Here is a 26,227-nt window from a genome sequence, read left to right as displayed (position 1 = left end):
TCCGTCGGAGTGCCTGCAGACGAGCTGCAGCGAAGCGAGAGGAAACTGGTGCCTGTGCCATCGAGTCCGGATCCGGCTCCTCCGGAGGAGGGGCGGAGACCCGAGCACCCACCGATGACGCAGATCTCGGTTCTCGCCGACGCCATCGGGGCGCGCGTCGAGATCGTCAATGCAGCCGCCGGAGAGGATGCGGCCCGCGCGGCCGCGATCACCGGCATCGACCTGCGCGCCCAGGGCATCCGCCCCGGCGACGTCTTCGCCGCGCTGCCCGGCGCGCGCGCCCACGGCGCCTCCTACGCGGGCACCGCGCTCGAACGCGGAGCGGTCGCCGTGCTGACCGACGAGGCCGGTCGCGACCTCGTCGCCGAGGCCACCTCCGATTCGGTCGCGGTCCTCGTCCATCCCGAACCGCGTGTCGCGCTGGGGGCGGCGTCGGCCACCGTCTACGGACACCCCTCCCGGAGCATGCAGGTCATCGGCATCACGGGCACGTCCGGTAAGACCACGACGTCCTATCTCGTCGAGGCAGGCCTCGTCGCGGCCGGACGCGTCGTCGGTCTCGTCGGGACCGTGGAGACCCGGATCGAAGGCATTCGCGTGCCGAGCAGCCTCACGACACCCGAGGCGCCGCAGCTGCACGCCCTGTTCGCCGTCATGCGCGAACGCGGTGTCGACACGGTCGTGATGGAGGTTTCCAGCCATGCCCTCGCACTCGGTCGCGTGGACGCCACCGAGTTCGCCGTCGGCGGGTTCACCAACCTGTCCCAGGACCATCTCGACTTCCACAAGGACCTCGACGACTACTTCGGCGCGAAGGCCCGGCTGTTCGCCGAGGACTCGCCGGTCCGGGCCCGCCGCGCGGTGGTGTGCACCGACGACGTGTGGGGACGTCGCATGGCCGAGGTCGCGCGCGCGGGCCGCGACGACGCGACCGCAGTCCGCACGGTCACCACAGGTGGCGACGGTGACGCTGCCGGCGCCGCGGCCGATTGGACGGTCACCGACGAGGTCCCCGAAGAGACGGGAGTGCAGCAGTTCACCCTGACCGGTCCGGACGGGATCGCCCGCTGCGCCACCGTCGGCCTGCCGGGCCGCTACAACGTCACCAACGCCGCTCTCGCTGTAGCGCTTTGCGCCGAGGTGGGCGCCGACATCGACGCCGCGATCCGCGGTATCGCCGATGTCGCGGTGCCCGGCCGGGTCGAACGGGTCGAGCGCGGTCAGGACTTCCTCGCCGTCGTCGACTACGCCCACAAGCCCGCGGCGCTCGAAGCGGTCATCGGAACCCTGCGCGCCGCGACCGAGGGACGCATCGCCGTCGTCGTCGGTGCGGGCGGCGACCGCGACCGGACGAAGCGGCCGATCATGGGCGAGGTCGCGGCGCGGGCCGCCGATCTGGTGGTCGTGACCGACGACAACCCGCGAACCGAGAGCCCCGCCGCCATCCGCGCGGCCGTCCTCGACGGTGCACACTCCGTCCCGGCGGCCGAACGCGGCGAGATCCTCGAGATCGGCGATCGCGCCGCGGCGATCGACGCCGCGGTCGCGTGGGCCCGCCCGGGCGACGTCGTCCTCGTCGCCGGCAAGGGCCACGAGACGGGGCAGGAGATCGACGGAGTGAAGCACCCCTTCGACGACCGCGAGGTCCTCGGCGCAGCTCTCGACAAGTACCGGACCGCAGGACCCGACGGTGACCATCCGCCTGCTGCGGGCGGTTCGCATCACGGAGGCAAGGCATGATCCCGATGACACTGGCTCGGATCGCGGAGGTCGTCGGGGGCACCCTGCACGACGTCGACGATCCGTCCGCCGAGGTGACCGGTTCCGTCGAGTTCGACTCGCGACGGATCGGTCCCGGTGGCCTGTTCCTGGCGTTGCCCGGTGCGCGCTCGGACGGCCACGATCACGCCGCGGCCGCCGTCGCCGCCGGTGCGGTGGCGGTCCTGGCCGCACGGCCGGTGGGTGTGCCCGCGATCGTCGTGCCGCCGATTCCGCCGACCGAGACCAACGCCCTCGCGCTCGAACACGACAGCGACGGATCCGGCGCGGCCGTGCTCGCCGGCCTCGCGAAGCTCGCCCGCACCGTGGTGGACACGCTCACCGGCGCCGGCCTCACCGTTGTCGGTGTCACCGGTTCGGCGGGCAAGACGTCCACGAAGGACATGATCGCCGCCGTGCTCGCACCGCTCGGTGAGGTCGTCGCCCCGCCCGGCTCGTTCAACAACGAACTCGGCCACCCCTGGACCGCGCTGCGCGCCACCGAATCCACTCGCTTCCTCGTCCTCGAGAAGTCGGCGCGGGGCCCCGGGCACATCGCGACCCTGACCCGCATCGCCCCGCCGCGGATCGGTGTCGTGCTCAACGTCGGTACCGCACACCTCGGCGAGTTCGGCTCGCAGGAGGTCATCGCCGAGACGAAGGGCGAACTCGTCGAGGCGCTGCCCAGCGCCGCCGCGGGGGGAGTGGCGATCCTCAACGCCGACGACACCCTCGTGTCGAAGATGGCGACCCGCACCACCGGTCGTGTGGTGACCGTCGGGACCGGGTCCGGTGCCGCCTATCGCGCCGAGGACATCCACCTCGACGACCAGGCGCGTGCCTCCTTCACCGCCGTCGTCCCCGGCGCCGACGGACAGGAGCGGCGCGTGCCCGTGCGGCTCGCCGTGCACGGCGAACACCAGATCGGCAACGCCCTGTCGGCGATCGCCGTCGCCGTGGAGTGCGGTGCGACGGTCGAGCAGGCCGCCGAGGCGCTCGCGACGGCGGGTCCCGTCTCGGCGCACCGCATGGCGGTGCAGACCCGATCCGACGGGGTGACCGTCATCGACGACGCCTACAACGCCAATCCCGATTCCATGCGCGCAGCCGTGAAGGCCCTGGTCACCATGGCGCGGTCCGGTCCGGATCGCCGGCGCACCTTCGCGGTGCTGGGGGAGATGGCCGAGCTCGGGGACGACGCCGTCGTCGCCCACGACGCCATCGGGCGCCTCGCCGTGCGCCTCGACGTCACCCGCATCATCGCCGTCGGTGCCACGCGACCGGTCCGGGGTCTGTTCCAGGGCGCCGTGATGGAAGGATCGTGGGGTGAGGAAGCGAGCCACGTACCCGATGCCGACGCCGCGATCGCGTTGTTGCGCGACGAACTGCAACCGGGCGACATCGTGCTCGTGAAGGCATCGCAGTCCGTGGGACTGTGGACCGTCGCCGAGGCCGTCCTCGCGGACGACCCCGGTGCCGGAGACAACGACGCTGCTGTGGGGACGGAGGACGCCCGGTGAGACAGATCCTGTTCGCGGCGGGCATCGCGCTCGCAGTCTCGATCCTGCTCACCCCCCTCCTGATCAAGATGTTCTCCCGGCAGGGCTTCGGGCAGGAGATCCGGGTCGAGGGCCCGCAGAGCCACCAGTCCAAGCGCGGCACCCCCACCATGGGCGGCGTCGCGATCCTCGCCGGTCTGTGGGCCGGTTACTGGGGGTCGCATCTCATCGGTACGGGATACGACGCGGAAGGTCCCACGGCCTCGGGTCTGCTCGTGCTCGGCCTGACGACGGCGCTCGGCGGCGTCGGCTTCCTCGACGACTTCATCAAGATCCGCAAGCAGCGCAATCTCGGTCTGAACAAGACGGCCAAGCTGGTCGGCCAGCTGGTCGTCGCGGTGGGCTTCGGCATCCTCGCGCTGCAGTTCCGCAATGCGGACGGTCTCACCCCGGCCAGCACCGATCTGTCCTACGTGCGCGACATCGCCACGGTCTCGATGGGCTCGATCGTGTTCATCCTGTTCGTCTATCTGCTGGTCAGCGCATGGTCGAACGCGGTGAACCTCACCGACGGTCTCGACGGTCTCGCTGCGGGTTCGATGGCGCTGGTGCTCGGCGCCTACGTCATCATCACCTTCTGGCAGTACCGCAACGCGTGCGCCGTGGAGCCGACCGCCGGGTGCTACGACGTCCGTGATCCGCTCGATCTCGCGTTGCTGTGCGCCGCCGGCGCCGCCGCCTGCATCGGCTTCCTGTGGTGGAACGCCGCACCGGCCAAGATCTTCATGGGCGACACGGGCTCGCTCGCGCTCGGCGGCATGCTGGCCGGTCTGTCCATCACGACCCGCACCGAGCTGCTCATGGTGGTCATCGGCGCGCTGTTCGTCGCGGAGGCCGCCTCGGTGGTCATCCAGGTCGCGGTCTTCCGGTCCAGCCGCAGGCGGGTGTTCCGGATGGCACCCTTCCACCATCACTTCGAACTCGGCGGATGGGCCGAGACCACGGTGATCATCCGGTTCTGGTTGCTCGCCGCCATCGCCTCGGCGATCGGTCTGGCCCTCTTCTACAGCGAATACCTCGCGGCGATCGGGGACTGACCGTGAACGACGAACTCGAACGGCTCAGAGGACGGGCGGTGCTCGTCGCCGGGGCAGGGGTGTCCGGCCGCGCGACGATCGAACCCCTTACCGATCTCGGCGCCCACGTCACCGTCACCGACCGCAACGAGCGGGCACTGGCCGAGTGCGCGGCGCTCGGCGCCCGGACGGTCGACCTCGACAGTCTCGTCGACGACCCCGCTGCGCTGCGCGAGTTCGCCCTGGTGGTCACGAGTCCCGGATTCCCGCCCGACGCCCCGCTGCTCTCGCGCGCGGCCGGCGCGGCGATCCCCATCTGGGGCGACATCGAACTGTCCTGGCGCATCGACCGCGCCGAGGTCTACGGACCGGCCCGTCGGTGGCTGGCCGTCACCGGGACGAACGGCAAGACCACTACGACCATGATGCTGCACGCGATCCTCGAGGCCTCCGGCCTCGGCAGCGTCGCGTGCGGCAACATCGGTCTTCCCGTGCTCGACGCCCTGCGCCGCGACGAACCGCGGGCCGACGTACTCGCCGTCGAGTTGTCGTCCTTCCAGCTGCACTGGGCGCCCTCGGTTCGGCCCGAGGCCGGCGTCGTGCTCAACATCGCCGAGGACCATCTCGACTGGCACGGCGGCATCGAGAACTACATCGAGGCCAAACTCGGTGCGCTCACCGGCGCCGTCGGGGTCATCGGTCTCGACGACCCGATCGCCGGTGGTCTCGGCGACCGGTCCCTTGCCGTGGTCACCGTGGGCTTCACCCTGGGCTATCCCCAGGAAGGCGAACTCGGGATCAGCGGCGAACTGCTCGTCGACCGGGCGTTCGCCGATTCCGCCGTGCTCGCCCGGGTGGACGACGTGACGCCGCCCGGCCCCGCCGGACTGTCCGACGCACTCGCGGCCGCAGCCCTCGCCCGGGCCATCGACGTGCCCGCCTCGGCGGTGCACGACGGCCTGCGACGGCACCGCGTCGGTCCGCACCGCGCCGCGCCGGTCGGGCAGGTCGACGGCGTCGAGTACATCGACGATTCGAAGGCGACCAATCCGCACGCGGCCCGTAGTTCGCTGCTCGCCCGCGACCGCGTGGTGTGGATCGCCGGTGGTCTGCTCAAGGGCGCCCGCGTGGACGACCTGGTCGCCGAGGTTGCGCCGCGACTGTCCGGAGCCGTGCTGCTCGGCCGCGACGCCGGCGACATCGCCGACGCGCTGGCGCGACACGCCCCGCAGGTCCCGGTCGTCGTCGTGGACACGGGCGACGATGAAGCGATGACCGATGCGACGAGCGAGACCGACACGTCTTCGGTGAGGAGGGCCGTGGCACCGGGCGTCGACGGTCCTGCCGCGATGCGCGTGGTGGTCCGGGAAGCGGCCGCACTCGCCTCGCCGGGGGAGACGGTGCTGCTCGCCCCGGCCGCGGCATCGCTCGACATGTTCGCCGATTACGCGGAGCGCGGCCGGAGTTTCGCGTCCGCGGTCGAGGAACTCCGCGGGGGCGGGACGCAACCGTGACCCCTCGGGCAGGAGCGACCCGAGCAGGGGCGAACACCGACGAGCCGGTGGTCGGAGTACGCGGCCGGTTCGGGGCCTGGATGGCGCGACCGCTCGCGTCCTTCCATCTCGTGGTGACGATCGCCGTCCTGCTCACCGTGCTCGGCCTCGTCATGGTGCTGTCGTCGTCGAGCGTCGGCGCGGTGGCCGCGGCGGGATCGGCCTACGGATTGTTCACCTCCCAGGCGATCTTCGCCGTCCTGGGCATGGTGATCTTCTACATCGCGCTGCAGATCCCGGTCCGGGTGATGCGACGCTTCGCCTTCCCGGCGTTCGCGTTCTCGGTCGTGCTGCTCGTGCTTGTGCTCATACCGGGCATCGGTACGGTCTCGCAGGGCACCCGGGGGTGGTTCGTCATCGCCGGTATCTCGTTGCAGCCGGCGGAGATCGCCAAGATCACCCTTGCCGTGTGGGGTGCGCACCTGCTCGCCTCCCGGCGTGGGGAGAACTCGACGCTGCGCGAGATGCTCGTCCCGGTCGTCCCGGCCGCCCTGCTCGTGACCGGCCTGATCGTGCTCCAGCCCGACCTCGGCACCACCGTCTCGATCGTGATCATCGTGATCGCCCTGTTGTGGTTCGCGGGACTGCCGCTCAAGGTGTTCCTCGGGATCGTCGGCACGGCCGCCACACTCGCGGTGATCCTGGCCTTGACGGCCGGCTATCGCTCGCAGCGTGTGCGGGCCTTCTTCAACCCCGGCGACGACCCGCAGGGTGCCGGTTACCAGGCGCGACAGGCGAAGTTCTCCCTCGCGGACGGCGGCCTGTGGGGTCGCGGGCTCGGTCAGAGCCGCGCGAAGTGGAGTTATCTGCCCAACGCCCACAACGACTTCATCTTCGCGATCATCGGTGAGGAACTGGGCTTCCTCGGTGGAGTGGCCGTCATCGGCCTGTTCGGTCTGTTCGCCTATGTCGGACTGCGGATCGCGATGCGCTCGGCCGACCCCTTCCTGCGCCTGTTCACTGCGACGGCGACGACGTGGATCATCGGCCAGGCCTTCATCAACATCGGCTACGTCGTGGGACTGCTGCCCGTGACCGGCCTGCAGTTGCCGCTCGTGTCGGCCGGTGGTACCTCGACGGCCACCACCCTGCTGATGTTCGGCCTGATCGCCAACGCAGCCAGACACGAACCCGAGGCCATCGCCGCGCTGCACGCGGGTCAGGACGGCCGGTTCGCGCGGCTGCTGCGCCTGCGCAAGCCGGAGGCCTACCGGGCCGGTCGCTCCTCGGCGGCGCGTACGGTCGCAGCACGACAGCCGCGAGCGCGGGCCGCGGCGCCCGAGCGCAGTGCCCGCCCCGCGTCGAAAGGTGGGGGATCGCGCAAGCGGCAGTCCCCCGCACCGAACGAGCGGCAACGGGGAGCCGCGACGGACCGCCGGACATCGGCAGGCCGGACGGAACCCCGGGAGGGGACCGGCCGGGCCCGGCGTGCACAACCTGCACGCGAACCGGCTCGCGGCCGGCAGCAGACGAACCGCACGACACGCGGATCGAACGGACGAAGCGGAGAGAGGGGGAACCGTAGGTGAGTGGGGAGAGGCCGGCACTGTCGGTGGTGGTGGCCGGAGGCGGCACGGCCGGTCATATCGAACCGGCACTCGCGGTGGCCGACGCCGTTCGCGCGCTCGTGCCTGACGCGCGGATCACCGCGATCGGCACCGAACGGGGACTCGAGACGACGCTGGTGCCGCGCCGCGGATATCCCCTCGAACTCATCCCACCGGTGCCGCTGCCCCGCAAGCCGACGGTGGACCTGCTGAGACTTCCCGGCCGGGTGGTCTCGTCGGTGCGCCGTACCAGGCAGATCCTCGACGAGGTCGGCGCCGACGTCGTCGTCGGTTTCGGCGGGTACGTCGCGTTGCCCGCCTATCTCGCGGCCGGAGCCGGTCCGCTGCGTCGACGCCGGCGCATCCCGGTCGTCGTCCACGAGGCCAATGCCAGTGCGGGCATCGCCAATCGCATCGGTGCCCTGCGGGCCGAGCGCGTGCTCGCCGCCGTCCCGCGCTCGGGAATCGTCCGGCGCGGTGACGCGCAGATCGTGGGGATCCCGGTCCGCTCGTCGATCACCGGTCTCGACCGCGCCGGGCTGCGCGCGGAGGCACGCCGGCACTTCGGTCTGCCCGACGACGTACCCGTGCTGCTCGTCTTCGGTGGGTCGCAGGGTGCACGCTCGCTGAACGAGGCCGTGTCCGGCGCGTCCTCGGCACTCGCGGAGGCCGGCATCGCGGTGCTGCACGCGCACGGACCGAAGAACACCGTGGACATCCCCGCCCATGTCGGTCACGCCCGCGCCCCGTACGTCACCGTGCCCTATCTCGAACGGATGGACCTCGCGTACTCCGCCGCCGATGCGGTGGTCTGCCGGTCCGGGGCCATGACGGTCGCGGAGGTCTCGGCGGTGGGTCTGCCCGCCGTGTACGTGCCGCTCCCGCACGGGAATGGTGAACAGGAACTCAACGCCCGCCCCGTCGTCGAGGCCGGCGGTGGCAGGATCGTCGCCGACGGCGACCTGACTTCGGACTATGTCGCCACGGAAGTGGTGTCGCTGCTCGGCGACGAGCGGAGACTCGTGGAGATGGGGCGCAGCGCCGCGGCCGCTGGTCACCGCAGCGCCGCAGACGAGATGGCGCGCATAGTGCTCGAGGTTGCCGGAGTGGAACCGAACAGGAGTGAACGATGAGTGCGCAGTTACCCGCTGAACTCGAGCGGGTGCACATGGTCGGTATCGGCGGTGCCGGGATGTCGGGCATCGCCCGGATCCTGCTCGCCCGTGGGGGACAGGTATCGGGTTCCGACGCGAAGGAGAGCCGCGGTGTGCTCGCGCTGCGGGCCCGCGGCGCGCAGGTCCGCATCGGCCACGCCGCCGAGGCTCTCGACCTGCTGGAGGGTGGTCCTACCGCCCTGGTCACAACGTTCGCGGCTATCCCGAAGGACAATCCCGAACTGGTCGCCGCCCGCGAGCGGGGCATCCCGATCCTGTTGCGACCCGCGGTCCTCGCCTCGCTGATGCGAGGGAACCGCACCTTCCTGGTCTCCGGCACCCACGGCAAGACCTCCACGACGTCGATGCTCGTCGTCGCGCTGCAGCACTGCGGCCTCGATCCGTCCTTCGCGGTGGGCGGTGAACTCAACGAATCCGGGACCAACGCCCACCACGGCAGCGGGGACGTCTTCGTCGCCGAAGCCGACGAGAGCGACGGCTCGCTGCTGCAGTACGACCCGAACACCGTGATCGTCACGAACATCGAGGCCGATCACCTCGACTACTTCGGCACGCCGGAGGCGTACACGGCGGTCTTCGACGAGTTCGTCGCCCGCATCGCCCCCGGCGGCCTGCTCGTCGTCTGCCTCGACGACCCCGGCTCGGCGGCCCTCGCCGAGCGCGTCGTCGCCCTCGGCCGCGACGACCTGCGGGTGCAGGGTTACGGCACCGCCGACGTCATCGGCACCGTGGGCGACCACCGCGGCGTTCCCGTCGGGGTGCGGCTGCTCGGCTGGGAGGCCAAGGATGTCGGCGGCGTCGCCGAGTTCCACCTCGCGGGTGAGGATTCGCCGCGCACCGTGCGACTGTCCGTCCCCGGCCGGCACATGGCGCTCAATGCTCTCGCCGCGCTGCTCGCCGCGCTCGAAGCCGGAGCGCAGGTCGACGAGGCGCTGGAAGGCCTCGCCGGTTTCGGTGGTGTGCACCGGCGGTTCCAGTACACCGGCCGCGAACACGGTGTGCGGGTGTTCGACGACTACGCCCACCATCCCACCGAGGTCCGCGCGGTCCTTGCGGCCGCGGCCGAACTCGTGGCGGGAGAGCCGCTGCGCTACACCGAGACGGGTACCGAACGGCCCCGCGTGATCGTCGTCTTCCAGCCGCATCTCTACTCGCGCACCGAGGCGTTCGCCACCGAGTTCGGGCAGGCTCTCGACCTCGCCGACGAGGTCGTGGTGCTCGACGTCTACGGCGCCCGGGAGGAACCGATCCCGGGTGTGAGCGGTGCGCTGGTCGCGCGGGCGGTGAGCAAGCCTGTGCACTACCAGCCGAATCTGTCCGCGGTGCCGCGGCAGGTCGCGCGTCTGACCCGGCCGGGTGATGTCGTGATCACGATGGGTGCCGGTGACGTAACGATGCTGGGCCGGCAGATCCTCGACGCGCTCCACAGCAAACCGGGTCGCTTCCGTCCGGCCGGGGCGGCTCCCGAGCCTGGCGGATTCCGCGCACCCGGCGGTTCCGGACCGGGACCGATCAGCTCGTGACGCCCGCCGCCGTCTCGTCGCGCCGCCGTCGCGGACGACCGCCACGCGAACCGCGTGAGCCCGATGAAGCCCGCGAACGCAGCACTGCCCGCCGCCCGTCCGGGCGGTCGGTGCGCCTGCGGACGGTACTGCTAGGGGCGGCTGTCGTCGCGGTGTTCCTCGGCGCCATCGCGGTGGCGTGGCTGTCGCCGTTGCTGTCCGTGCGGGTGATCGAGGTGGACGGGATCGAGGTCGTCACCTACGACGAGGTGGTCGACGCGCTCGCGGTCGCCGAGGGCACGCCGCTGCTCCGGGTCGACACGGCCGCGGCGGCCCAGCGGGTCGCGACGATTCCGCGTGCGGCGTCGGCCCGGGTCCAGCGGGTCTATCCCTCCACCGTCCGGGTGACAGTGACCGAGCGCGAGGCGATGGTCTTCTTCGACGCCCCCGACGGCACCCACTCTGTCGACATCGAGGGAGTGGACTTCGCGGTCGAGCCGCCTCCGATGTTCACTCCCCGTCTCGTCACTCCGACGCCGGGCACCGGCGATTCCGCGACCCGCGCCGCCGTGGAGGTGCTCGACAAGTTACCGCCCGACCTGCGCGTGCAGGTGGAGACGGTCGAAGCGCCCTCCCCGTCCGACATCTCGATCGTCCTCACCGACGGGCGTGTCGTGGTGTGGGGTGGAACCGATCGTTCCGAGCGGAAGGCGGCGGTCGTCGGCCCGCTGCTGACACAGCCGGGGGAGCGATTCGACGTGGCGAGTCCCGACCTGCCGACGGTGAGGTGAGGGATCGACGAAATTCGTCCGGCGTGTCCGGCGCGTCTACTGGCTAATCTCGGTACCCGTGCCATAGCGTTTCGGACAGTCGCGTTACTTGACATAACCTTCAAGCTGTGGTTGAGGGTTTGTCGGGGCAGCGCGCTGCGGAGCCGTCCGCCCGACCGGCGGACGTGACCGACATCGAGTCAGACCCAGACCCAGCACCACCCGGACACCATGCACCACCCGGAACTTCAGGAAGGCGAGAGCACATGACGCCCCCGCACAACTACCTCGCCGTAATCAAGGTCGTCGGTATCGGCGGTGGCGGCGTGAACGCGGTCAACCGCATGATCGAGCAGGGACTCAAGGGAGTCGAGTTCATTGCCGTCAACACCGACGCGCAAGCCCTGCTCATGTCGGATGCCGACGTCAAGCTCGACGTCGGCCGCGAACTGACCCGCGGACTCGGCGCCGGCGCAGACCCGGAGGTCGGCCGCAAGGCCGCCGAGGATCACAAGGACGAGATCGAAGAAGTACTCAAGGGCGCCGACATGGTCTTCGTGACCGCAGGCGAGGGTGGTGGAACCGGTACCGGCGGCGCTCCCGTCGTCGCGAGCATCGCCCGCAAGCTCGGCGCGCTCACCGTCGGTGTCGTCACGCGTCCGTTCTCGTTCGAGGGCAAGCGCCGCGGCAGTCAGGCCGACACCGGCATCCAGACGCTGCGCGAGTCCTGCGACACGCTCATCGTCATCCCCAACGACCGGCTCCTCCAGCTCGGCGACGCCGCCGTCAGTCTCATGGACGCCTTCCGCTCCGCCGACGAGGTGCTCCTCAACGGTGTCCAGGGCATCACCGACCTCATCACCACACCGGGTCTGATCAACGTCGACTTCGCCGACGTGAAGGGCGTCATGTCGGGTGCCGGCTCCGCGTTGATGGGCATCGGCTCGTCGCGCGGCGAGGGGCGTGCGATCAAGGCCGCGGAGGCCGCGATCAACTCGCCGCTGCTCGAGGCGTCGATGGAAGGCGCGCGCGGGGTGCTGCTGTCGATCGCCGGCGGATCCGATCTCGGCCTGTTCGAGATCAACGAGGCTGCCTCGCTCGTGCAGGAGGCCGCGCACATCGACGCCAACATCATCTTCGGCACGGTCATCGACGACTCGCTCGGCGACGAGGTCCGCGTGACCGTCATCGCCGCGGGCTTCGAGGGCGGAACGCCTGCCCGCCGTCCCGTCGAGGTCGGCCAGCAGCAGCAGGGGCAGGCGCAACAGCAGCCTCCGCCTCAGCAGCAGCAGCAGCCGGCCGGTCGGCCCGGTGCGATCGGCGTCGCGCGCGCCGGCGAACTCGGCCGTCCCGAGCGCGAGACCGTCGAAACCACCCCCGTGCGCGAGCAGCCCCCCGTCGGCAGCCAGCCGCCGGCCGGAGGCGGCAACGCACCCCGCAGCGTGGACATCGACGACGACGGTGACGACGACGTCGACGTGCCGATCTTCATGCGCCGTTGACGGCTCCGCACCGCCTGCTGCGCGCCCGCCGGGTCGTGACCACACGAGCCGGCGGGGTGTCCGCAGCTCCGTACGACAGTTTCAACCTCGCCGATCACGTCGGTGACGACCCGGCCGCAGTCGCTGCCAACCGGCGGCGGCTCGCGTCCGTCATCGGGTTGCCGCCCGAGCGGTTCGTCTGGATGGAACAGATCCACAGCCGCAACGTCACCGTGGTCGACGGGACGGTGTCCGAACCCGTTCCCGCCACCGATGCGCTCGTCACCCGCGAGACCGGGCTCGCGCTCGTGACCCTCAGCGCCGACTGCGTGTCGATCCTGCTGTCCGACGAGGTGGCCGGGGTGATCGCCGCGGTGCACGCCGGCCGGGTGGGGGCGCGCATCGGGATCCTCCCGCGCGTGCTCGACGTCATGGTCGATCTCGGCGCCCGCCCCGATCGCATCGGTGCGCTGCTCGGACCGGCCGCGAGTGGCCGGCAGTACGAGGTGCCCGCGGCGATGAGGGCCGATGTCGAGGCACACCTGCCCGGCAGCGCGACCCGCACGGATCGCGGTACTCCCGGACTCGACCTGCGTGCCGGACTGCGCCGCCAGCTCGCCGATCACGGCGTGACCGCCGTGGTGGAGGATCCGCGCTGCACGATCGAGGACACCTCGCTGTTCAGCCACCGGCGTTCGGCACCCACGGGGCGGTTCGCCTCGGTCGTCTGGCTCGAGGAGGCCGGCGAGGAGGGAACGGCGTGAGCCCCCCCACCTCCGAGGAGCGGCGCGACGAACTCGCCGGACGTCTCGCCGCCGTACGCGAGCGGCTCGACGCCGCGGCGCGCGCCGCCGGACGCGATCCGTCGGACGTCGCGTTGCTGACTGTCACAAAGTTCTTTCCCGCCTCCGACGCCGTGCTCCTCCACGAGCTGGGATGCGAACGCTTCGGCGAGTCCCGCGAGCAGGAGGCAAGCGCGAAGATCGCCGTGTTCCGGGAGAGCGTCGACGCGCCGGTCGAGTGGCACATGATCGGTCGGGTGCAGCGCAACAAGGCCCGTGCCGTCGCCCGTTGGGCGCACACGGTGCACTCGGTCGACAGTCTCCGTCTCGTGCAGGCCTTCGAGAAGGGGGCGCGGGCCGCCCTCGACACCGGCGAACGCACCGTACCGCTGCGGGCACTGCTGCAGGTCAGCCTCGACGGCGACCGGGAGCGCGGCGGCGTGGTCGCCGAGGATCTTCCCGCCCTCGCCGAGGCGGTCGCCGCGTCCGAGGTCCTCGAACTCGGAGGCTTGATGGGAGTGCCGCCGCTCGGGTGGGAGCCCGAGCGGGCATTCGAGCAGCTTCACGCCATGCATGCACGGTTGCTGCAGGACCACCCGGCGGCGGTGGAGCTGTCCGCGGGCATGTCGGGTGACCTCGAGCACGCGGTTCGATGGGGTTCGACGTGCGTGCGTGTCGGAACGGCGGTCTTGGGGTATCGACCGTTAGCCTGAATGACATCCGCCGCGCGAGGGAAAGGCGATCGATGAGCACACTCCACAAGTTCAAGGCGTACTTCGGGATGGTGCCGCTCGAGGATTACGAGGACGAGTACCTCGACGATCCGGCGAGTGGCCGCCGCGACCGTGATCGCGACTACGGCGAGGCCACTTATGGCGGCTACGCGCCGTCGCATCGCGACGAGTACGCCCCGTCGCACCGCGAGGAACCGGTTCGCGAGTTCGAGCACGACGAGTTCGACCGATACGAGCCGGCACCGCGTCCGCGGGTCGAACCCATCACCGCTCGCAGTCCCCGTCCGGCGCCCACCCCGGCCCGCGCGGTTCCCAGCCGTGCACCACTGACGGCGGAGAGCCGGCTCGAGCGCGCCGAGCCCCGGCGTGGTGCGCTCTTCGACGAGGGAGGTCCGTTGTCCAAGATCACCACGTTGCGCCCCCGCGACTACAGCGAGGCGCGCACGATCGGTGAGCGTTTCCGCGACGGAACGCCGGTCATCATGGACCTCGTCGAGATGAGCAACGCCGACGCCAAGCGACTCGTGGACTTCGCGGCCGGGCTCGCCTTCGCGCTGCGCGGTTCGTTCGACAAGGTGGCCACGAAGGTCTTCCTGCTCTCGCCCGCCGACATCGACGTCTCCGCCGAGGAACGGCGGCGTATCGCCGAGACCGGCTTCTACAACCAGCAGTAGTCGACGCGCGCTGCGCGGGCGTGCACACGGCACGTCCCTCGTGGCATGCCCGTCGCCGTCCCTCGAGTGTTCCGACACGCCCGGCCATGATGCAGATCACTGCAGGCCGGGCGTTTCGGTTTTGATCGACCCGTCATCGTCGGGCATTGTGGGCAGGTGGCCGTTTTCGAGGTGCTGTGGTTCCTGCTGTTCATCTTCTGGCTTCTGCTGATCGGGCGGATCATCGTCGAGTTCATCAGAACCTTCGCGCGGGAGTGGAAGCCGTCCGGCTTCGTGGTCGTCGTTCTCGAGGCGATCTTCACGGTCACGGATCCGCCGGTGAAGCTGCTGCGGAGACTGATTCCGCCGCTCAATCTCGGTGGTGTACGGCTCGATCTGTCCATCATGGTCTTGCTGTTCATCGTGTATTTCCTCATGGCATTCCTGCCCAGGGGCGGCGCAGCATGATGCCTGCGTCGGACGTCGGGTCGAGCCGTCCCGGAGCTGCCGTGTGCCACAATGGAGTGCCATATACAGTGGGTTTTGATACGCGTAACGCACTGTCGATTACTCAGAACGCCTGCTTGACCGCTTACTCGACGCGTGAAGGGATCCTTCCATGCCGCTGACACCAGCTGATGTGCACAATGTCGCGTTCAGCAAGCCTCCGATCGGGAAGCGTGGTTACAACGAGGACGAGGTCGACGCCTTCCTCGATCTCGTCGAGCAGGAGTTGACGAACCTCATCGAGGAGAACGCCGACCTGCGTCAGCGGGTCGCCGAACTCGACCAGGAGCTTGCCGAAGCCAAGAAGGCGCCGCGCAGCGCGTCGTCGTCCGCGCCGGCGGCCCCGTCCAAACCCGAACCCGCGCGTGTCGTCGAGACACCCAAGCCGGAACCCGCCCCGGCGCCGGCTCCGGCACCCGTCCCGGTCGCCGCTGCGCCGTCGAGCGGCGACGCGAGCATGCAGGCCGCCAAGGTCCTCGGGCTCGCGCAGGAGATGGCCGACCGCCTCACCGGCGACGCCAAGGCCGAGGCCGAGGAGCTCGTGCGCAACGCTCGGACCAACTCCGAGCAGCTCGTCTCCGACGCCCGCACCCGCAGCGAGGCGATGATCGCCGACGCGCGGCAGAAGTCCGACGCGATGCTCGCCGATGCCCGCACCCGTTCGGAGACCCAGCTGCGTCAGGCCAAGGAGAAGGCCGACGCGCTGCAGGCGGACGCGGAGAAGAAGCACACCGAGATCATGGCCACGATCAACCAGCAGCGTTCGGTGCTGGAGGAGCGCATCGAGCGGCTCAAGACGTTCGAGCGTGAATACCGGGTGCGCCTGAAGTCCTATCTGGAGTCGCAGCTCGAAGAGCTCGAGCAGCGCGGTTCCGCCGTTCCGGTGGACGGTGGACAGGAAGTGTTCAACCAGTCCAACTCGTCGTCGTCGTTCGGATCGTCGTCCTTCGCGAAGGGCAACAGCTGACCGACGGTCTCTCCGGCTGGTGCTGTACGGCCTGGTGCTGTACCTCGGTAGAGGAGGAGCGTCGTGCTCGTCGTCACGCTGGTACTCGCAGCTGTCGGATTCGGTCTTCTCGTGATCGCGTTGATGACCGGTTCGGTGCTCTGGGCATGGGGTTGTATCGCGGTGTGCGTCGTGGGAGCGGTGCTCCTGCTGGCGAGCACGCTCGGCGGACGGAGTTCGGCCGAAGGTGAGTGGGCCGATCCCCGTTCCGTCGGGCAGGCCGGAGCCTCGGGCGGACGTCCCGGTCGGCGTGCATCGCGCCGGCGTCGCGGCGACCGGAATTCTTCGGATCGCTGAAGCGTCCTACAATATGCATCACCGAGCGTGAAGCTCGATCCCGCGATCGCGGGCGGCGTCGATCCGGCCATCACCGGGGAGCCTCCGGAAGAACGGCGACGTTGCCGGTCGCCCAGTAGAACCGGACGGGTGGGCCCGTCACAGCCCGAACGAGTGGCCGTCCCCCGGGACGAGCAAGCGGGGTGGTACCGCGGTGGCCGTGCACGCGCACGGCGATCGTCCCCGTGCCGAGACGTATCCAGGCACGGAGGAGCCACGCTGTGACCGAGAACCACGCTGCACCGGATCCCACCGCAGCAACCGCCGGCAGTACTGCCGGATATCCGCGCGTCGACTACGACCTGCCGCGCGATTCGGGTGTCGACTTCCCGGCGCTCGAAGAATGTGTGCTCGCACAGTGGGCCTCCGACGGCACCTTCGAGGCCTCGCTGCGCAACCGCGACGGCGCCGACGAGTTCGTCTTCTACGACGGCCCGCCCTTCGCGAACGGACTCCCGCACTACGGGCACCTGCTCACCGGCTACGTCAAGGACGTCGTCCCGCGTTTCCAGACCATGCTCGGCAAGAAGGTCGACCGTCGCTTCGGCTGGGACTGCCACGGCCTGCCCGCCGAGCTCGAGGCGGAGAAGCAGCTCGGCATCAAGGACAAGTCCGAGATCGACTCGATGGGCGTGGCCGAGTTCAACGCCTACTGCAAGCAGTCGGTGTTGCGCTATACCGGTGAGTGGCGCGACTACGTCACCCGCCAGGCACGCTGGGTCGACTTCGACAACGACTACAAGACCCTCGACCTCGACTTCATGGAGTCGGTCATGTGGGCGTTCAAGTCGCTGTACGAGAAGGGCCTGATCTACCAGGGCTTCCGCGTGCTGCCCTACAGTTGGTACGAGCAGACGCCGCTGTCGAACCAGGAGACCCGTCTCGACGACGCCTACAAGATGCGTCAGGACCCGGCGGTCACCGTCGACATGGTGCTGCGCGCCCCCGGCTCCGAACTCGACGGCGCGTGCGCGCTCATCTGGACCACCACGCCGTGGACCCTGCCGTCCAACCTCGCGATCGCGGTGCACCCCGAGATCGAGTATGTCGCCGTGCGCGGGGCCGACGACAAGACCTACCTGCTCGCGCAGGATCGTCTCGGCCACTACGCCCGCGAACTCGGCGAGGAGCCCGAGGTGCTCGGCCGTTACCGCGGCACCGACCTCGTCGGTCTCGCCTACGAGCCGCCCTTCGACTTCTTCACCGGCCGCGAGAACGCCCACCGGGTGATCGCCGCCGACTACGTCACCACCGAGTCCGGCACCGGAATCGTCCACCTCGCACCGGCTTTCGGTGAAGAGGACATGGAGTACTGCCAGCGCAACGGCATCGAGCTCGTACAGCCGCTCGATCCGGGCGGCAAGTTCACCTCGATGGTGCCGCCGTACGAGGGTCTGCAGGTCTTCGACGCCAACCCGGCCATCATCAAGGACCTCAAGGCCGCCGGAAAGCTTGTGCGGCACGAGACCATCGAGCACTCCTACCCGCACTCGTGGCGGTCGGGTCAGCCGTTGATCTACATGGCGGTGCCGTCGTGGTTCGTCGCCGTCACCCGTTTCCGCGACCGCATGGTCGAGCTCAACCAGCAGATCACGTGGGTGCCCGAGCACATCCGCGACGGTCAGTTCGGCAAGTGGCTCGAAGGTGCCCGCGACTGGAACATCAGCCGTAACCGCTACTGGGGCAGCCCGATCCCGGTGTGGATCTCGGACGACCCGGAGTACCCGCGTGTCGACGTCTACGGTTCGCTCGACGAACTCGAACGCGACTTCGGCGTGCGGCCCACCGACCTGCACCGGCCGATGATCGACGAACTCACCCGGCCGAATCCCGACGACCCGACCGGGAAGTCGACCATGCGTCGCGTCCCCGAGGTCCTCGACTGCTGGTTCGAGTCCGGCTCGATGCCGTTCGCCCAGGTGCACTATCCCTTCGAGAACCGCGACTGGTTCGACACGCACTACCCGGGCGACTTCATCGTCGAGTACAACGGCCAGACCCGCGGCTGGTTCTACACGCTTCACGTCCTGGCCACCGCGTTGTTCGACCGTCCCGCCTTCAAATGCGTTGCCGCCCACGGCATCGTTCTCGGCGACGACGGCCTGAAGATGAGCAAGTCGAAGGGCAACTATCCCGACGTCAACGAGGTCTTCGCCCGCGACGGTTCCGACGCGATGCGCTGGTTCCTCATGTCCTCGCCGATCCTGCGCGGCGGCAACCTCGTCGTCACCGAACAGGGTATTCGCGAGGGCGTGCGGCAGGCGCTGCTGCCGCTGTGGAACGCGTGGAGCTTCCTCCAGCTGTACGCGTCGAAGCCGGGCACCTGGCGGACCGATTCGACGAACGTGCTCGACCGGTACATCCTCGCCAAGCTCGCGCAGACCCGCGACGTCATCACCGAGGCACTCGAGACCGTCGACATCGCCGGGGCGTGCGACGAGCTGCGCACCTTCTGCGACGCGCTGACCAACTGGTACGTGCGCCGCTCGCGGAACCGGTTCTGGGACGAGGACACCGACGCGATCGACACCCTCCACACGGTGCTCGAGGTCGTCACGCGCCTGGCCGCGCCGCTGCTGCCGATGGCGTCCGAGGTGATCTGGCGGGGTCTGACCGGTGGTCGGTCGGTGCACCTGGCGGACTGGCCGGCGGCCGACGACCTGCCCTCGGATCCCGCGCTCGTCGCGGCGATGGACGAGGTGCGCGGGGTGTGCTCGACCGTGCTGTCGCTGCGCAAGGCCCAGAAGCTGCGCGTGCGGCTGCCGCTGCCCGAGGTGACGGTGGCGACGCCTGGTTCGTCGCATCTCGATCCGTTCGTCGATCTCATCAAGGACGAGGTCAACGTCAAGCGGGTCGTGACCACCGACGACGTCGAGGCCCACGGCCGGTTCGAGGTGGTCGTCAACGCGCGTGCCGCCGGTCCGCGTCTCGGCAAGGACGTGCAGACGGTCATCAAGGCCGTCAAGGCGGGAGACTGGACGCAGGCGGAGGACGGCACGGTCACCGCGGCCGGCATCGCCCTGCTGCCCGAGGAGTACACCAGCCGTCTGGTCGCGGCCGAGCCGGAATCCACCGCCGCGCTGCCGGGTGGCAACGGCCTGGTGGTCCTCGACACGGCCGTCACCGAGGAACTCGAGGCCGAGGGCTGGGCCAAGGACCGCATCCGCGAGTTCCAGGACGCGCGCCGCAACCTCGGCCTGGAGGTCTCCGACCGCATCTCGGTGCGGTTCGAGGTTCCCGCCGAACGCGCCGAATGGGCTGCCCGCCACCGGGATCTGATCGCCGGCGAGATCCTCGCCACGACCTTCGAACTCGGTGCCCCCGAGGGCGAGGCGATCGAACTCGGCGAGGGAACCCGCGCGTCCATCGTCAAGGCGTGACCGGGCCGGTGCTTCCGGGAGGATCGAGCGTCCTTCCGGAAGCACCGGTCTGCGGCCTCCCGCCGGACGTGTGGGTGCGGCGCACTAGTCTCGACACGTGCCCGCTTCCGTGAGTCGGCGCTGGGTGTTGCACCTGGATCTCGACGCGTTCTTCGCGTCCGCCGAGCAGTTGACCCGGCCGACCCTGCGGGGCCGGCCGGTCCTCGTCGGTGGGCTCGGTGCCCGCGGGGTGGTGGCCGGCGCGAGCTACGAGGCTCGCGTCTACGGTGCGCGCTCGGCCATGCCGATGAGCCGGGCACGGCGCCTCGTCGGACCGGCGGCGGTCGTGCTGCCTCCGCGCGGAATCCTGTACCGCGAACTGAGCGGACTCGTCTTCGACACCCTGCGCGCCCGGATCCCCATTCTCGAGACCCTCTCGCTCGACGAGGCGTTCGCCGAACCTCTCGAACTGGCCGGCGCCGACGCCGACGAGGTCGAACGCTTCTGTGCGGAGCTACGCGAACACGTCAGGGAGAAAACGGGTCTCGTCGCCTCCATCGGAGCAGGATCGGGTAAGCAGATCGCGAAGATCGGGTCCGGTCTCGCGAAACCGGACGGGCTGCTCGTCGTCCGGCCCGAAGGCGAGCTTCCGTTGCTGCACAACCTGCCGGTGCGCAAGCTGTGGGGGATCGGTCCGGTGGCCGAGGACCGGTTGCGGCGACTCGGTATCGAGACCATCGGCGATCTCGCGGCGCTGCCCGTCGCCGAGGCCGCGTCGATCCTCGGCGGCACCATCGGACCGGGATTGCACCGGCTCGCCAACGGATTCGACGACCGGCCCGTCGCCGAACGCGCCGAGGCGAAACAGGTCAGCGCCGAGACCACCTTTCCCACGGACATCGTCGCGATGCCCGGACTGCGGCGGGCGATCGCCGCGTCCGCGACCGCCGCGCACACACGCCTGCGCAAGGACGGGCGTGCCGCCCGCACGGTGGTGCTCAAGCTGCGCAAGGCCGACATGTCGGTGCTCACCCGGTCGTCGACCCTGCCCTACGCCACCGAGGACGTGCAGGTGCTCACCGCCGCCGCCCAGCGCCTCGCGCTCGATCCCCTCGAGATCGGCCCCGTCCGGCTCGTCGGGGTGGGTTATGCGGGTCTGTCCGCGATCGCGCAGGACAGCCTGTTCCCCGAACTCGACCGGACGACGACCGAGGAGATCGGACCGGCCGAGGAGGACGACGAGGAGCGCGTCGTGGCGAGCGGGCCGGCCACCCGGTGGACGCCGGGCGCCGACGTCTGCCATCCCGAATTCGGGAACGGATGGGTGCAGGGCGCGGGCCACGGCGTGGTCACCGTCCGCTTCGAGACACGCAGCACGGGTCCGGGACCAGCGCGGACGCTCGACGAGAACGATCCCGACCTCACCGTCGCCGACCCGCTCGCGAGCCTGAACTGAAACATGTTCCCGGCGCCCTCATGGTCTTCTTACTACCGCCGGGTACTCTTGCGGGCGATCCGCTGCCGGATGACCGAGCACGACGAACACATCGTGCACGACCGAACGAGAAGGACGAGAAGTTGAAGCTTCGCAAGATCACCGTCGCCACCGTGGCGCTCGCCGCCGCCCTCACGATGTCCGCCTGCAGCTCGGACGACAGCGGTAGCTCCTCCGAGACGACCGCGAAGACCAGCACGACCACGACCGCCGCGGCTCCGGCCGTCGACTACCCGCCGGTGCCCACCGTCGAGGAGCTCAACGCCGACCTCGCGCGCGCATTCGACCTGAGCGTCCCGGCCGCCGAGAAGACCGACCTGGTTCAGGGTGCCGAGGAGGATCCGGAGCTGATCAACATGGTCGCCCAGGCGGCCAACGACGCCGGTGTGCAGGTCAACGTCGTCGACGTGACCGACAACGAGAACGGCACGATCACCGCCGGTGTCGAGATGGCGCTCGCGGGCAGCGACCAGCCGTCCTTCGGCACGGTCGACTTCGTCGCCGAGGACGACACCTGGAAGGTGTCGAAGGACTACGCGTGCTCCATCGTCATCAACATGGCGCAGCTGCAGTCCCCGGCCTGCGTGTGATGTAGTACTCGTCCCGAACGAACCGACGGCCGGCGCGGATCATCCGCGCCGGCCGTCGGCGTTCGTCCGTCTCCCGGACTACTGATCCGGGGTGTTCCAGCCCACCCGGTCGACCTGCGACTGCGACAGGCGCGTTCCGCCGTCCGGCTCGACGTAGGTCTGATCGCCGCGCGCCGTCAGTTCCCCGCCGACGGGCAGGGGGAGCGACGCGTCGATCGTCATCGACCCCTCACCGGCCATCGTGTACTGCTCGATGTCGAGACGGCCCTGCCCGTTCGGCAGCACCCAGGTGGACTCGCGCGGTGTCTGTTCAATCTTCACGTCGACCGTGATGCGGTCGTCCTCCCGCTCGACGAGCGTCGCCGTCCCGACCTGGTCGAGGGTGATGCCCGCGCTCATCACCTGCTGGTGGATCTCCCACACCGCGCCCACCCCGACGGCTTCCTCCGGGAACGAGACGATGCGATAGACGGCCTGGTAGAAGGCCTGCTCGATCGCCGACCGTGCGATATTCGCCGCATCGGGAGTGGGCTCGAGGCGCAGCGCACTGATCGCGCCGGTGGGGCCGATCGTCAGTCCGGCTCCGGAACCCTCGGCATCGGACAGTGCCGATCCGAGCGTCTCGTCCGGCGACGTCGCCGATCCGACGGTGATGTCGACCACGGTGCTCGGGTCCTCGTCGGAGACCGCCCGCTCGACCGTCGCCGAGAGCGGAAGGGTCAGCTCGGGAGTGGAGAAGTCCTGCTGCGGGTCGTCGCCGACGCGCTGGAAGACCTCGGACCGGGTGGTGAGGACGACGCCCTGCTGCACCCCGGCCTCCGGTACGAGCCGCACCACCGATCGGGGTTCGGCACCGGGGTCGAGCACTGTCGTGGTCACCGCCGACACCGGCACCGTCACCTCCGTCGATGTCGCCGCCGTGACGGCGGGCGCGCCGTCCGAAGGACCACCGCAACCGGCGACGAGAGCGGAGAGGGACAGCACAGCCGCGAGGGCACACGGCCCCGAGCGGGGGAATCTGGACAGCGCAGGCACGCCACCCAGGGTAGCCACGACGGGAGGGGGAACCGCCGCGGTCGTCCGGTAGGGGATGATGGAGCGGTGACGAACGAAGCTTCCCGACCCGACCGCGACGCGGAGACGCCGGTTCCCGGTCGTGCCGACGAGCCGTCTCCCTCCGTCGGCCGGCGCATGCTGCGGCCGCTGCTGCTCGTGGCGCTCGTCGTCTACGTCGCGGATCTGGTGACGAAGGTGCTCGCCGTCCACTACATCGACCCAGCCGATCCGATCTCGATCGTCGGCGACACGGTCACCCTGACACTCGTCCGCAATCCCGGTGCCGCGTTCTCCATGGCCACGGGCATGACCTGGTTGCTCACGCTGGTCGCGATCGCCGTCGTCGTCGGCGTCGTGAAGATCGGCCGGACCCTGAGATCGAGGTGGTGGGCGCTCGGCCTCGCCCTCGTCCTCGGGGGAGCGCTCGGCAATCTCACCGACCGTCTGTTCCGCTCGCCCGGACCGCTGCAGGGCCACGTCGTCGACTTCGTGTCGGTCGGATGGTGGCCGGTGTTCAACGTCGCCGACTCGGCCATCGTGTGCGGAGCGATCCTGCTCGTGGCCTTGACCGTCTTCGGCGTCGAACCCGACGGTGGTGCCTCGAAGGGCCGGGACGCAGCGCCGGGTGCGGACGAAACGAGAAAGGAATCACACCAGTGAGGGAAACCCGCGCGATGCCCGTACCCGACGGGCTCGACGGGATGCGTGTCGATGCAGGCCTCGCGCGCCTGCTCGGTCTGTCCCGGACCGTGGTCGCCATGCTCACCGAGGAGGGCGCCGTCGTGGTCGACGGCGCGGCGGTGGGCAAGTCCGACCGATTGTCCGCAGGCTCCTGGCTCGAGGTGGAACTGCCCGAGCCGCCCCGCCCCCTGACCATCGAGGCCCAGCCCGTCGAGGGCATGGAGATCCTCTACGCCGACGACGACATCGTCGCGGTCGACAAGCCCGTGGGTGTCGCCGCCCACGCGAGCGTCGGCTGGACCGGACCGACTGTGATCGGCGGCCTCGCCGCCGCCGGCTACCGGATCTCCACGTCCGGCGCCCACGAACGCCAGGGCATCGTGCACCGGCTCGACGTGGGCACCTCCGGCGTCATGGTGGTCGCGACGTCCGAACGCGCCTACACCGTCCTCAAGCGCGCCTTCAAGGAACGCACGGTCGACAAGCGGTACCACGCGCTCGTCCAGGGGCATCCCGACCCGAGCAGCGGCACCATCGACGCACCGATCGGCCGCCACCGCAGCAGCGACTGGAAGTTCACGGTCACCGCCGACGGCAAACCCAGCGTGACGCACTACGACACGATTGAGGCGTTCCAGGCCGCGAGCCTGCTCGACATCCATCTCGAGACCGGCCGGACCCATCAGATCCGGGTGCACTTCTCGGCACTGCGTCACCCCTGCTGCGGCGACCTCACCTACGGAGCCGACCCACGTCTCGCGGCGCGTCTCGGTCTCGAACGGCAGTGGCTGCACGCGTGCACCCTCGGGTTCTCGCACCCCACGCGTGGGCACTGGGTCGAGATCACCAGCAAGTACCCGCCGGATCTCGAACACGCGCTCGCCGTGTTGCGCAACGCCTGACCGATGGGACGCGTCCTGCCCTGGGCGGCGGTCGTCGTTCTCGTCGTCGCCGTGCTCGTCGCCGGGTGGACCTCACCGCCGCGGCCGGCCCCGGTCGGCAGCGACACCCTCGGTCCCGACAACGGGGAAGCGGTCGCCGACTATCTGACACGGGCCGCGGACAGCCTGACCGAGGCCGAAGCGGACGGAGACCTCGAGCACTGGGGACTGGTGTCGTTCACCGACGCCGTCGGCATCGACCGGGTCGTCGAACTCACCGACGAGGTGCGCGTGGCGCAGGTGCTGTTCCGTGTGCCGATCGACCGCGTCCAGACACCACTGGTGCCGGTCGCGGTGCCGGAGAACTCGGAGGCGGTACGTCGTGCCCCCTCGGTCGCCGCGGGCCGGCTGAGCCTGGTGGAGTTCGGGACCGAACGCGCCGCGCGGGTCGGGGCGGTCTCCGCGCAGCGGCTCGCCGACGGCTGCGACTGCGTCGTCGCGGCGGTGCTCCGTGGCACTCCCTCACAGTTCCGGGCCGTCGCCGACGCCCCGGACGTGCGGGCCGTGGAGGTCCTGCCCGCAGACGCGATCGCGGGACGCTTCGCGGTGACCCCGCTGCTGCCCACCCACGTCGAGACGGTCGTGCCCGGCCCGGACGACGGGGAGGTGTGACGGTGCGGTGGATCCCGTCTCGGAACGAAAGTGTCTCGGAACGACAGTGTCTCGGAACGACAGTGTCTCGGAACGACAGTGTCTCGGAACGACAGTGTCTCGGAACGACAGCGCACCGGCGGAGCCGTAGGGTGAGCCGGTGAGCGACTCGGAGGATCGGAACGACTCGGGGCAGCGGAACATCGTGCGCACCGGGGTGCTGTGCGGTCTGGGTGCCTACGGATTGTGGGGACTGTTCCCCGCCTACTTCGGTCTGCTCGAACCCGCCGGCGCCGTCGAGATCCTCGCGCACCGCGTGCTGTGGACCCTCGTGCTCATGCTGATCGTACTGGGCGTCATGGGACGCCTCGGCACCCTGCGCGGCCTGTCGGCCCGCACCTGGGGCCTGGTCGCCGCGGCGTCCACCGCGATCGCGGTCAACTGGGGCGTCTACATCTACGGCGTCGTCTCGGGCCGGGTCGTGGAGACCGCACTCGGCTACTTCATCAACCCGCTCGTCAGCGTGGTGTTCGGTGTCCTGTTCTTCCGGGAACGATTGCGGCCGGCGCAGATCGCGGCGCTGGTGCTCGCGGTGTGCGCGGTGGTGGTCATCACCGTCGACTACGGCAGACCACCGATCATCGCCCTGACCCTGGCGCTGTCCTTCGCGTCCTACGGGGTGATCAAGAAGATCGTGCCGCTCGATCCGCGCACGTCCCTGACAGGGGAGGGGATCGTCGCGGCCCCGTTGGCGCTCGGGTACGTGATCTTCCTCGCGGTGACCGGCACCGGCACCTTCCTCGGGCACGGCGTGGATCACACGGCCCTGCTCGTATCGGCGGGGCTGGTGACCGCAGTGCCGCTGCTGCTCTTCGGCGCGGCCGCACAACGGGTCCCGCTCGCGACACTCGGCATGCTGCAGTACCTCACGCCGAGCCTGCAGATGACGTGGGGTGTGGTGGTGCTCGGGGAGGACATGCCCGCCTCGCGGTGGATCGGTTTCGTCCTGATCTGGATCGCCCTGGCGGTGTACAGCACGGACGCGCTCGTGCGGGCCCGTCGTCAGCGTGCCGTGGTCACTGCGGAGCCTCGCGCGGCTTAGACTCGTCTCTGCCCACAGACATCCCGGGAGAGG

23 protein-coding genes are annotated in these 26,227 nt (G+C 69.9%); 22 read left to right on the top strand and 1 reads right to left on the bottom strand.

From position 1 onward, the window contains the following. The first annotated feature begins 114 nt into the window (after positions 1-114). The 18 genes from AC6CID_RS06565 to AC6CID_RS06480 all read left to right on the top strand — a co-directional run bounded on the left by AC6CID_RS06565 (position 115) and on the right by AC6CID_RS06480 (position 21,823). The gene (locus AC6CID_RS06565; protein WP_498353715.1) at positions 115-1,740 is read left to right on the top strand and encodes a UDP-N-acetylmuramoyl-L-alanyl-D-glutamate--2,6-diaminopimelate ligase; all 1,626 of its coding nucleotides are present in this window, start codon (positions 115-117) and stop codon (positions 1,738-1,740) included. Beyond that, positions 1,737-3,278, top strand: coding sequence for a UDP-N-acetylmuramoyl-tripeptide--D-alanyl-D-alanine ligase (locus tag AC6CID_RS06560; protein WP_498353714.1), 1,542 nt, complete (start codon positions 1,737-1,739; stop codon positions 3,276-3,278). The genes AC6CID_RS06565 and AC6CID_RS06560 overlap by 4 nt, the downstream gene beginning before the upstream one ends. Then, positions 3,275-4,354 carry a phospho-N-acetylmuramoyl-pentapeptide-transferase gene (gene mraY / locus AC6CID_RS06555; RefSeq protein ID WP_006554142.1) on the top strand — a complete coding sequence of 360 codons (1,080 nt, stop codon included), beginning with the start codon at positions 3,275-3,277 and terminating at the stop codon, positions 4,352-4,354. Before AC6CID_RS06560 ends, mraY begins: the two co-directional genes overlap by 4 nt. Positions 4,355-4,356: 2 nt before the next feature. After that, positions 4,357-5,847 carry a UDP-N-acetylmuramoyl-L-alanine--D-glutamate ligase gene (murD, locus tag AC6CID_RS06550; protein ID WP_498353713.1) on the top strand — a complete coding sequence of 497 codons (1,491 nt, stop codon included), beginning with the start codon at positions 4,357-4,359 and terminating at the stop codon, positions 5,845-5,847. Between the two features lie 80 nt (positions 5,848-5,927). Then, entirely contained in the window at positions 5,928-7,415 is a 1,488-nt protein-coding gene (ftsW, locus tag AC6CID_RS06545) for a putative lipid II flippase FtsW (RefSeq protein WP_498353742.1), read from the top strand. Next, positions 7,412-8,566 carry an undecaprenyldiphospho-muramoylpentapeptide beta-N-acetylglucosaminyltransferase gene (gene murG / locus AC6CID_RS06540; protein ID WP_033097602.1) on the top strand — a complete coding sequence of 385 codons (1,155 nt, stop codon included), beginning with the start codon at positions 7,412-7,414 and terminating at the stop codon, positions 8,564-8,566. The genes ftsW and murG overlap by 4 nt, the downstream gene beginning before the upstream one ends. Continuing rightward, positions 8,563-10,131: a UDP-N-acetylmuramate--L-alanine ligase gene (gene murC, locus AC6CID_RS06535; protein WP_064061522.1), complete on the top strand. Its 1,569-nt coding sequence runs from the start codon at positions 8,563-8,565 to the stop codon at positions 10,129-10,131. Before murG ends, murC begins: the two co-directional genes overlap by 4 nt. Further along, positions 10,128-10,901 carry a cell division protein FtsQ/DivIB gene (locus tag AC6CID_RS06530; RefSeq protein WP_498353712.1) on the top strand — a complete coding sequence of 258 codons (774 nt, stop codon included), beginning with the start codon at positions 10,128-10,130 and terminating at the stop codon, positions 10,899-10,901. The genes murC and AC6CID_RS06530 overlap by 4 nt, the downstream gene beginning before the upstream one ends. Positions 10,902-11,146: 245 nt before the next feature. Then, complete coding sequence (gene ftsZ, locus AC6CID_RS06525; protein ID WP_498353711.1) at positions 11,147-12,382, top strand: cell division protein FtsZ; 1,236 nt, start codon at positions 11,147-11,149, stop codon at positions 12,380-12,382. Next, positions 12,379-13,125, top strand: coding sequence for a peptidoglycan editing factor PgeF (pgeF, locus tag AC6CID_RS06520; protein ID WP_498353710.1), 747 nt, complete (start codon positions 12,379-12,381; stop codon positions 13,123-13,125). Before ftsZ ends, pgeF begins: the two co-directional genes overlap by 4 nt. Next, positions 13,122-13,856, top strand: coding sequence for a YggS family pyridoxal phosphate-dependent enzyme (locus AC6CID_RS06515; RefSeq protein ID WP_033097606.1), 735 nt, complete (start codon positions 13,122-13,124; stop codon positions 13,854-13,856). Before pgeF ends, AC6CID_RS06515 begins: the two co-directional genes overlap by 4 nt. Positions 13,857-13,888: 32 nt before the next feature. Then, entirely contained in the window at positions 13,889-14,551 is a 663-nt protein-coding gene (locus tag AC6CID_RS06510) for a cell division protein SepF (protein WP_006554133.1), read from the top strand. A 156-nt stretch (positions 14,552-14,707) separates the two neighbouring features. Then, positions 14,708-14,998, top strand: coding sequence for a YggT family protein (locus tag AC6CID_RS06505; protein WP_006554132.1), 291 nt, complete (start codon positions 14,708-14,710; stop codon positions 14,996-14,998). Between the two features lie 151 nt (positions 14,999-15,149). After that, positions 15,150-16,004 (top strand): DivIVA-like cell division protein Wag31, encoded by an 855-nt coding sequence (gene wag31 / locus AC6CID_RS06500; protein ID WP_006554131.1) that lies wholly within the window; start codon positions 15,150-15,152, stop codon positions 16,002-16,004. Between the two features lie 63 nt (positions 16,005-16,067). Continuing rightward, on the top strand, positions 16,068-16,340 hold the full coding sequence (locus AC6CID_RS06495; RefSeq protein WP_006554130.1) for a hypothetical protein: 273 nt from the start codon (positions 16,068-16,070) through the stop codon (positions 16,338-16,340). Between the two features lie 260 nt (positions 16,341-16,600). Next, entirely contained in the window at positions 16,601-19,759 is a 3,159-nt protein-coding gene (gene ileS / locus AC6CID_RS06490; protein ID WP_033097607.1) for an isoleucine--tRNA ligase, read from the top strand. 124 nt (positions 19,760-19,883) lie between these two features. Continuing rightward, a complete protein-coding gene (locus AC6CID_RS06485) occupies positions 19,884-21,194 on the top strand; it encodes a DNA polymerase IV (RefSeq protein ID WP_064061518.1) in 1,311 nt (436 codons plus the stop codon). A 122-nt stretch (positions 21,195-21,316) separates the two neighbouring features. Then, positions 21,317-21,823: a WKL family lipoprotein gene (locus tag AC6CID_RS06480; RefSeq protein ID WP_064061517.1), complete on the top strand. Its 507-nt coding sequence runs from the start codon at positions 21,317-21,319 to the stop codon at positions 21,821-21,823. A gap of 78 nt (positions 21,824-21,901) precedes the next feature. Here the strand turns inward: AC6CID_RS06480 and AC6CID_RS06475 are convergent, their stop codons facing one another. Then, positions 21,902-22,858 (bottom strand): hypothetical protein, encoded by a 957-nt coding sequence (locus AC6CID_RS06475; RefSeq protein ID WP_498353709.1) that lies wholly within the window; start codon positions 22,856-22,858, stop codon positions 21,902-21,904. Positions 22,859-22,924: 66 nt separating this feature from the next. Between AC6CID_RS06475 and lspA the strand changes: the two genes are divergently transcribed. The 4 genes from lspA (at position 22,925) to rarD (ending at position 26,194) form a co-directional block, all read left to right on the top strand. Next, positions 22,925-23,539 carry a signal peptidase II gene (gene lspA, locus AC6CID_RS06470; protein ID WP_033097611.1) on the top strand — a complete coding sequence of 205 codons (615 nt, stop codon included), beginning with the start codon at positions 22,925-22,927 and terminating at the stop codon, positions 23,537-23,539. A gap of 14 nt (positions 23,540-23,553) precedes the next feature. Further along, positions 23,554-24,462: an RluA family pseudouridine synthase gene (locus tag AC6CID_RS06465; RefSeq protein WP_170318568.1), complete on the top strand. Its 909-nt coding sequence runs from the start codon at positions 23,554-23,556 to the stop codon at positions 24,460-24,462. 3 nt (positions 24,463-24,465) lie between these two features. Then, positions 24,466-25,113: a hypothetical protein gene (locus AC6CID_RS06460; RefSeq protein WP_064061515.1), complete on the top strand. Its 648-nt coding sequence runs from the start codon at positions 24,466-24,468 to the stop codon at positions 25,111-25,113. Between the two features lie 139 nt (positions 25,114-25,252). Continuing rightward, the gene (gene rarD / locus AC6CID_RS06455; RefSeq protein ID WP_371850684.1) at positions 25,253-26,194 is read left to right on the top strand and encodes an EamA family transporter RarD; all 942 of its coding nucleotides are present in this window, start codon (positions 25,253-25,255) and stop codon (positions 26,192-26,194) included. Positions 26,195-26,227: the final 33 nt, after the last annotated feature.

The organism is Rhodococcus sp. GQ147 (assembly GCF_059759155.1).
The sequence above is the reverse complement of the archived record's forward strand: the minus strand, read 5'-3'. Positions and strand labels throughout refer to the sequence as shown.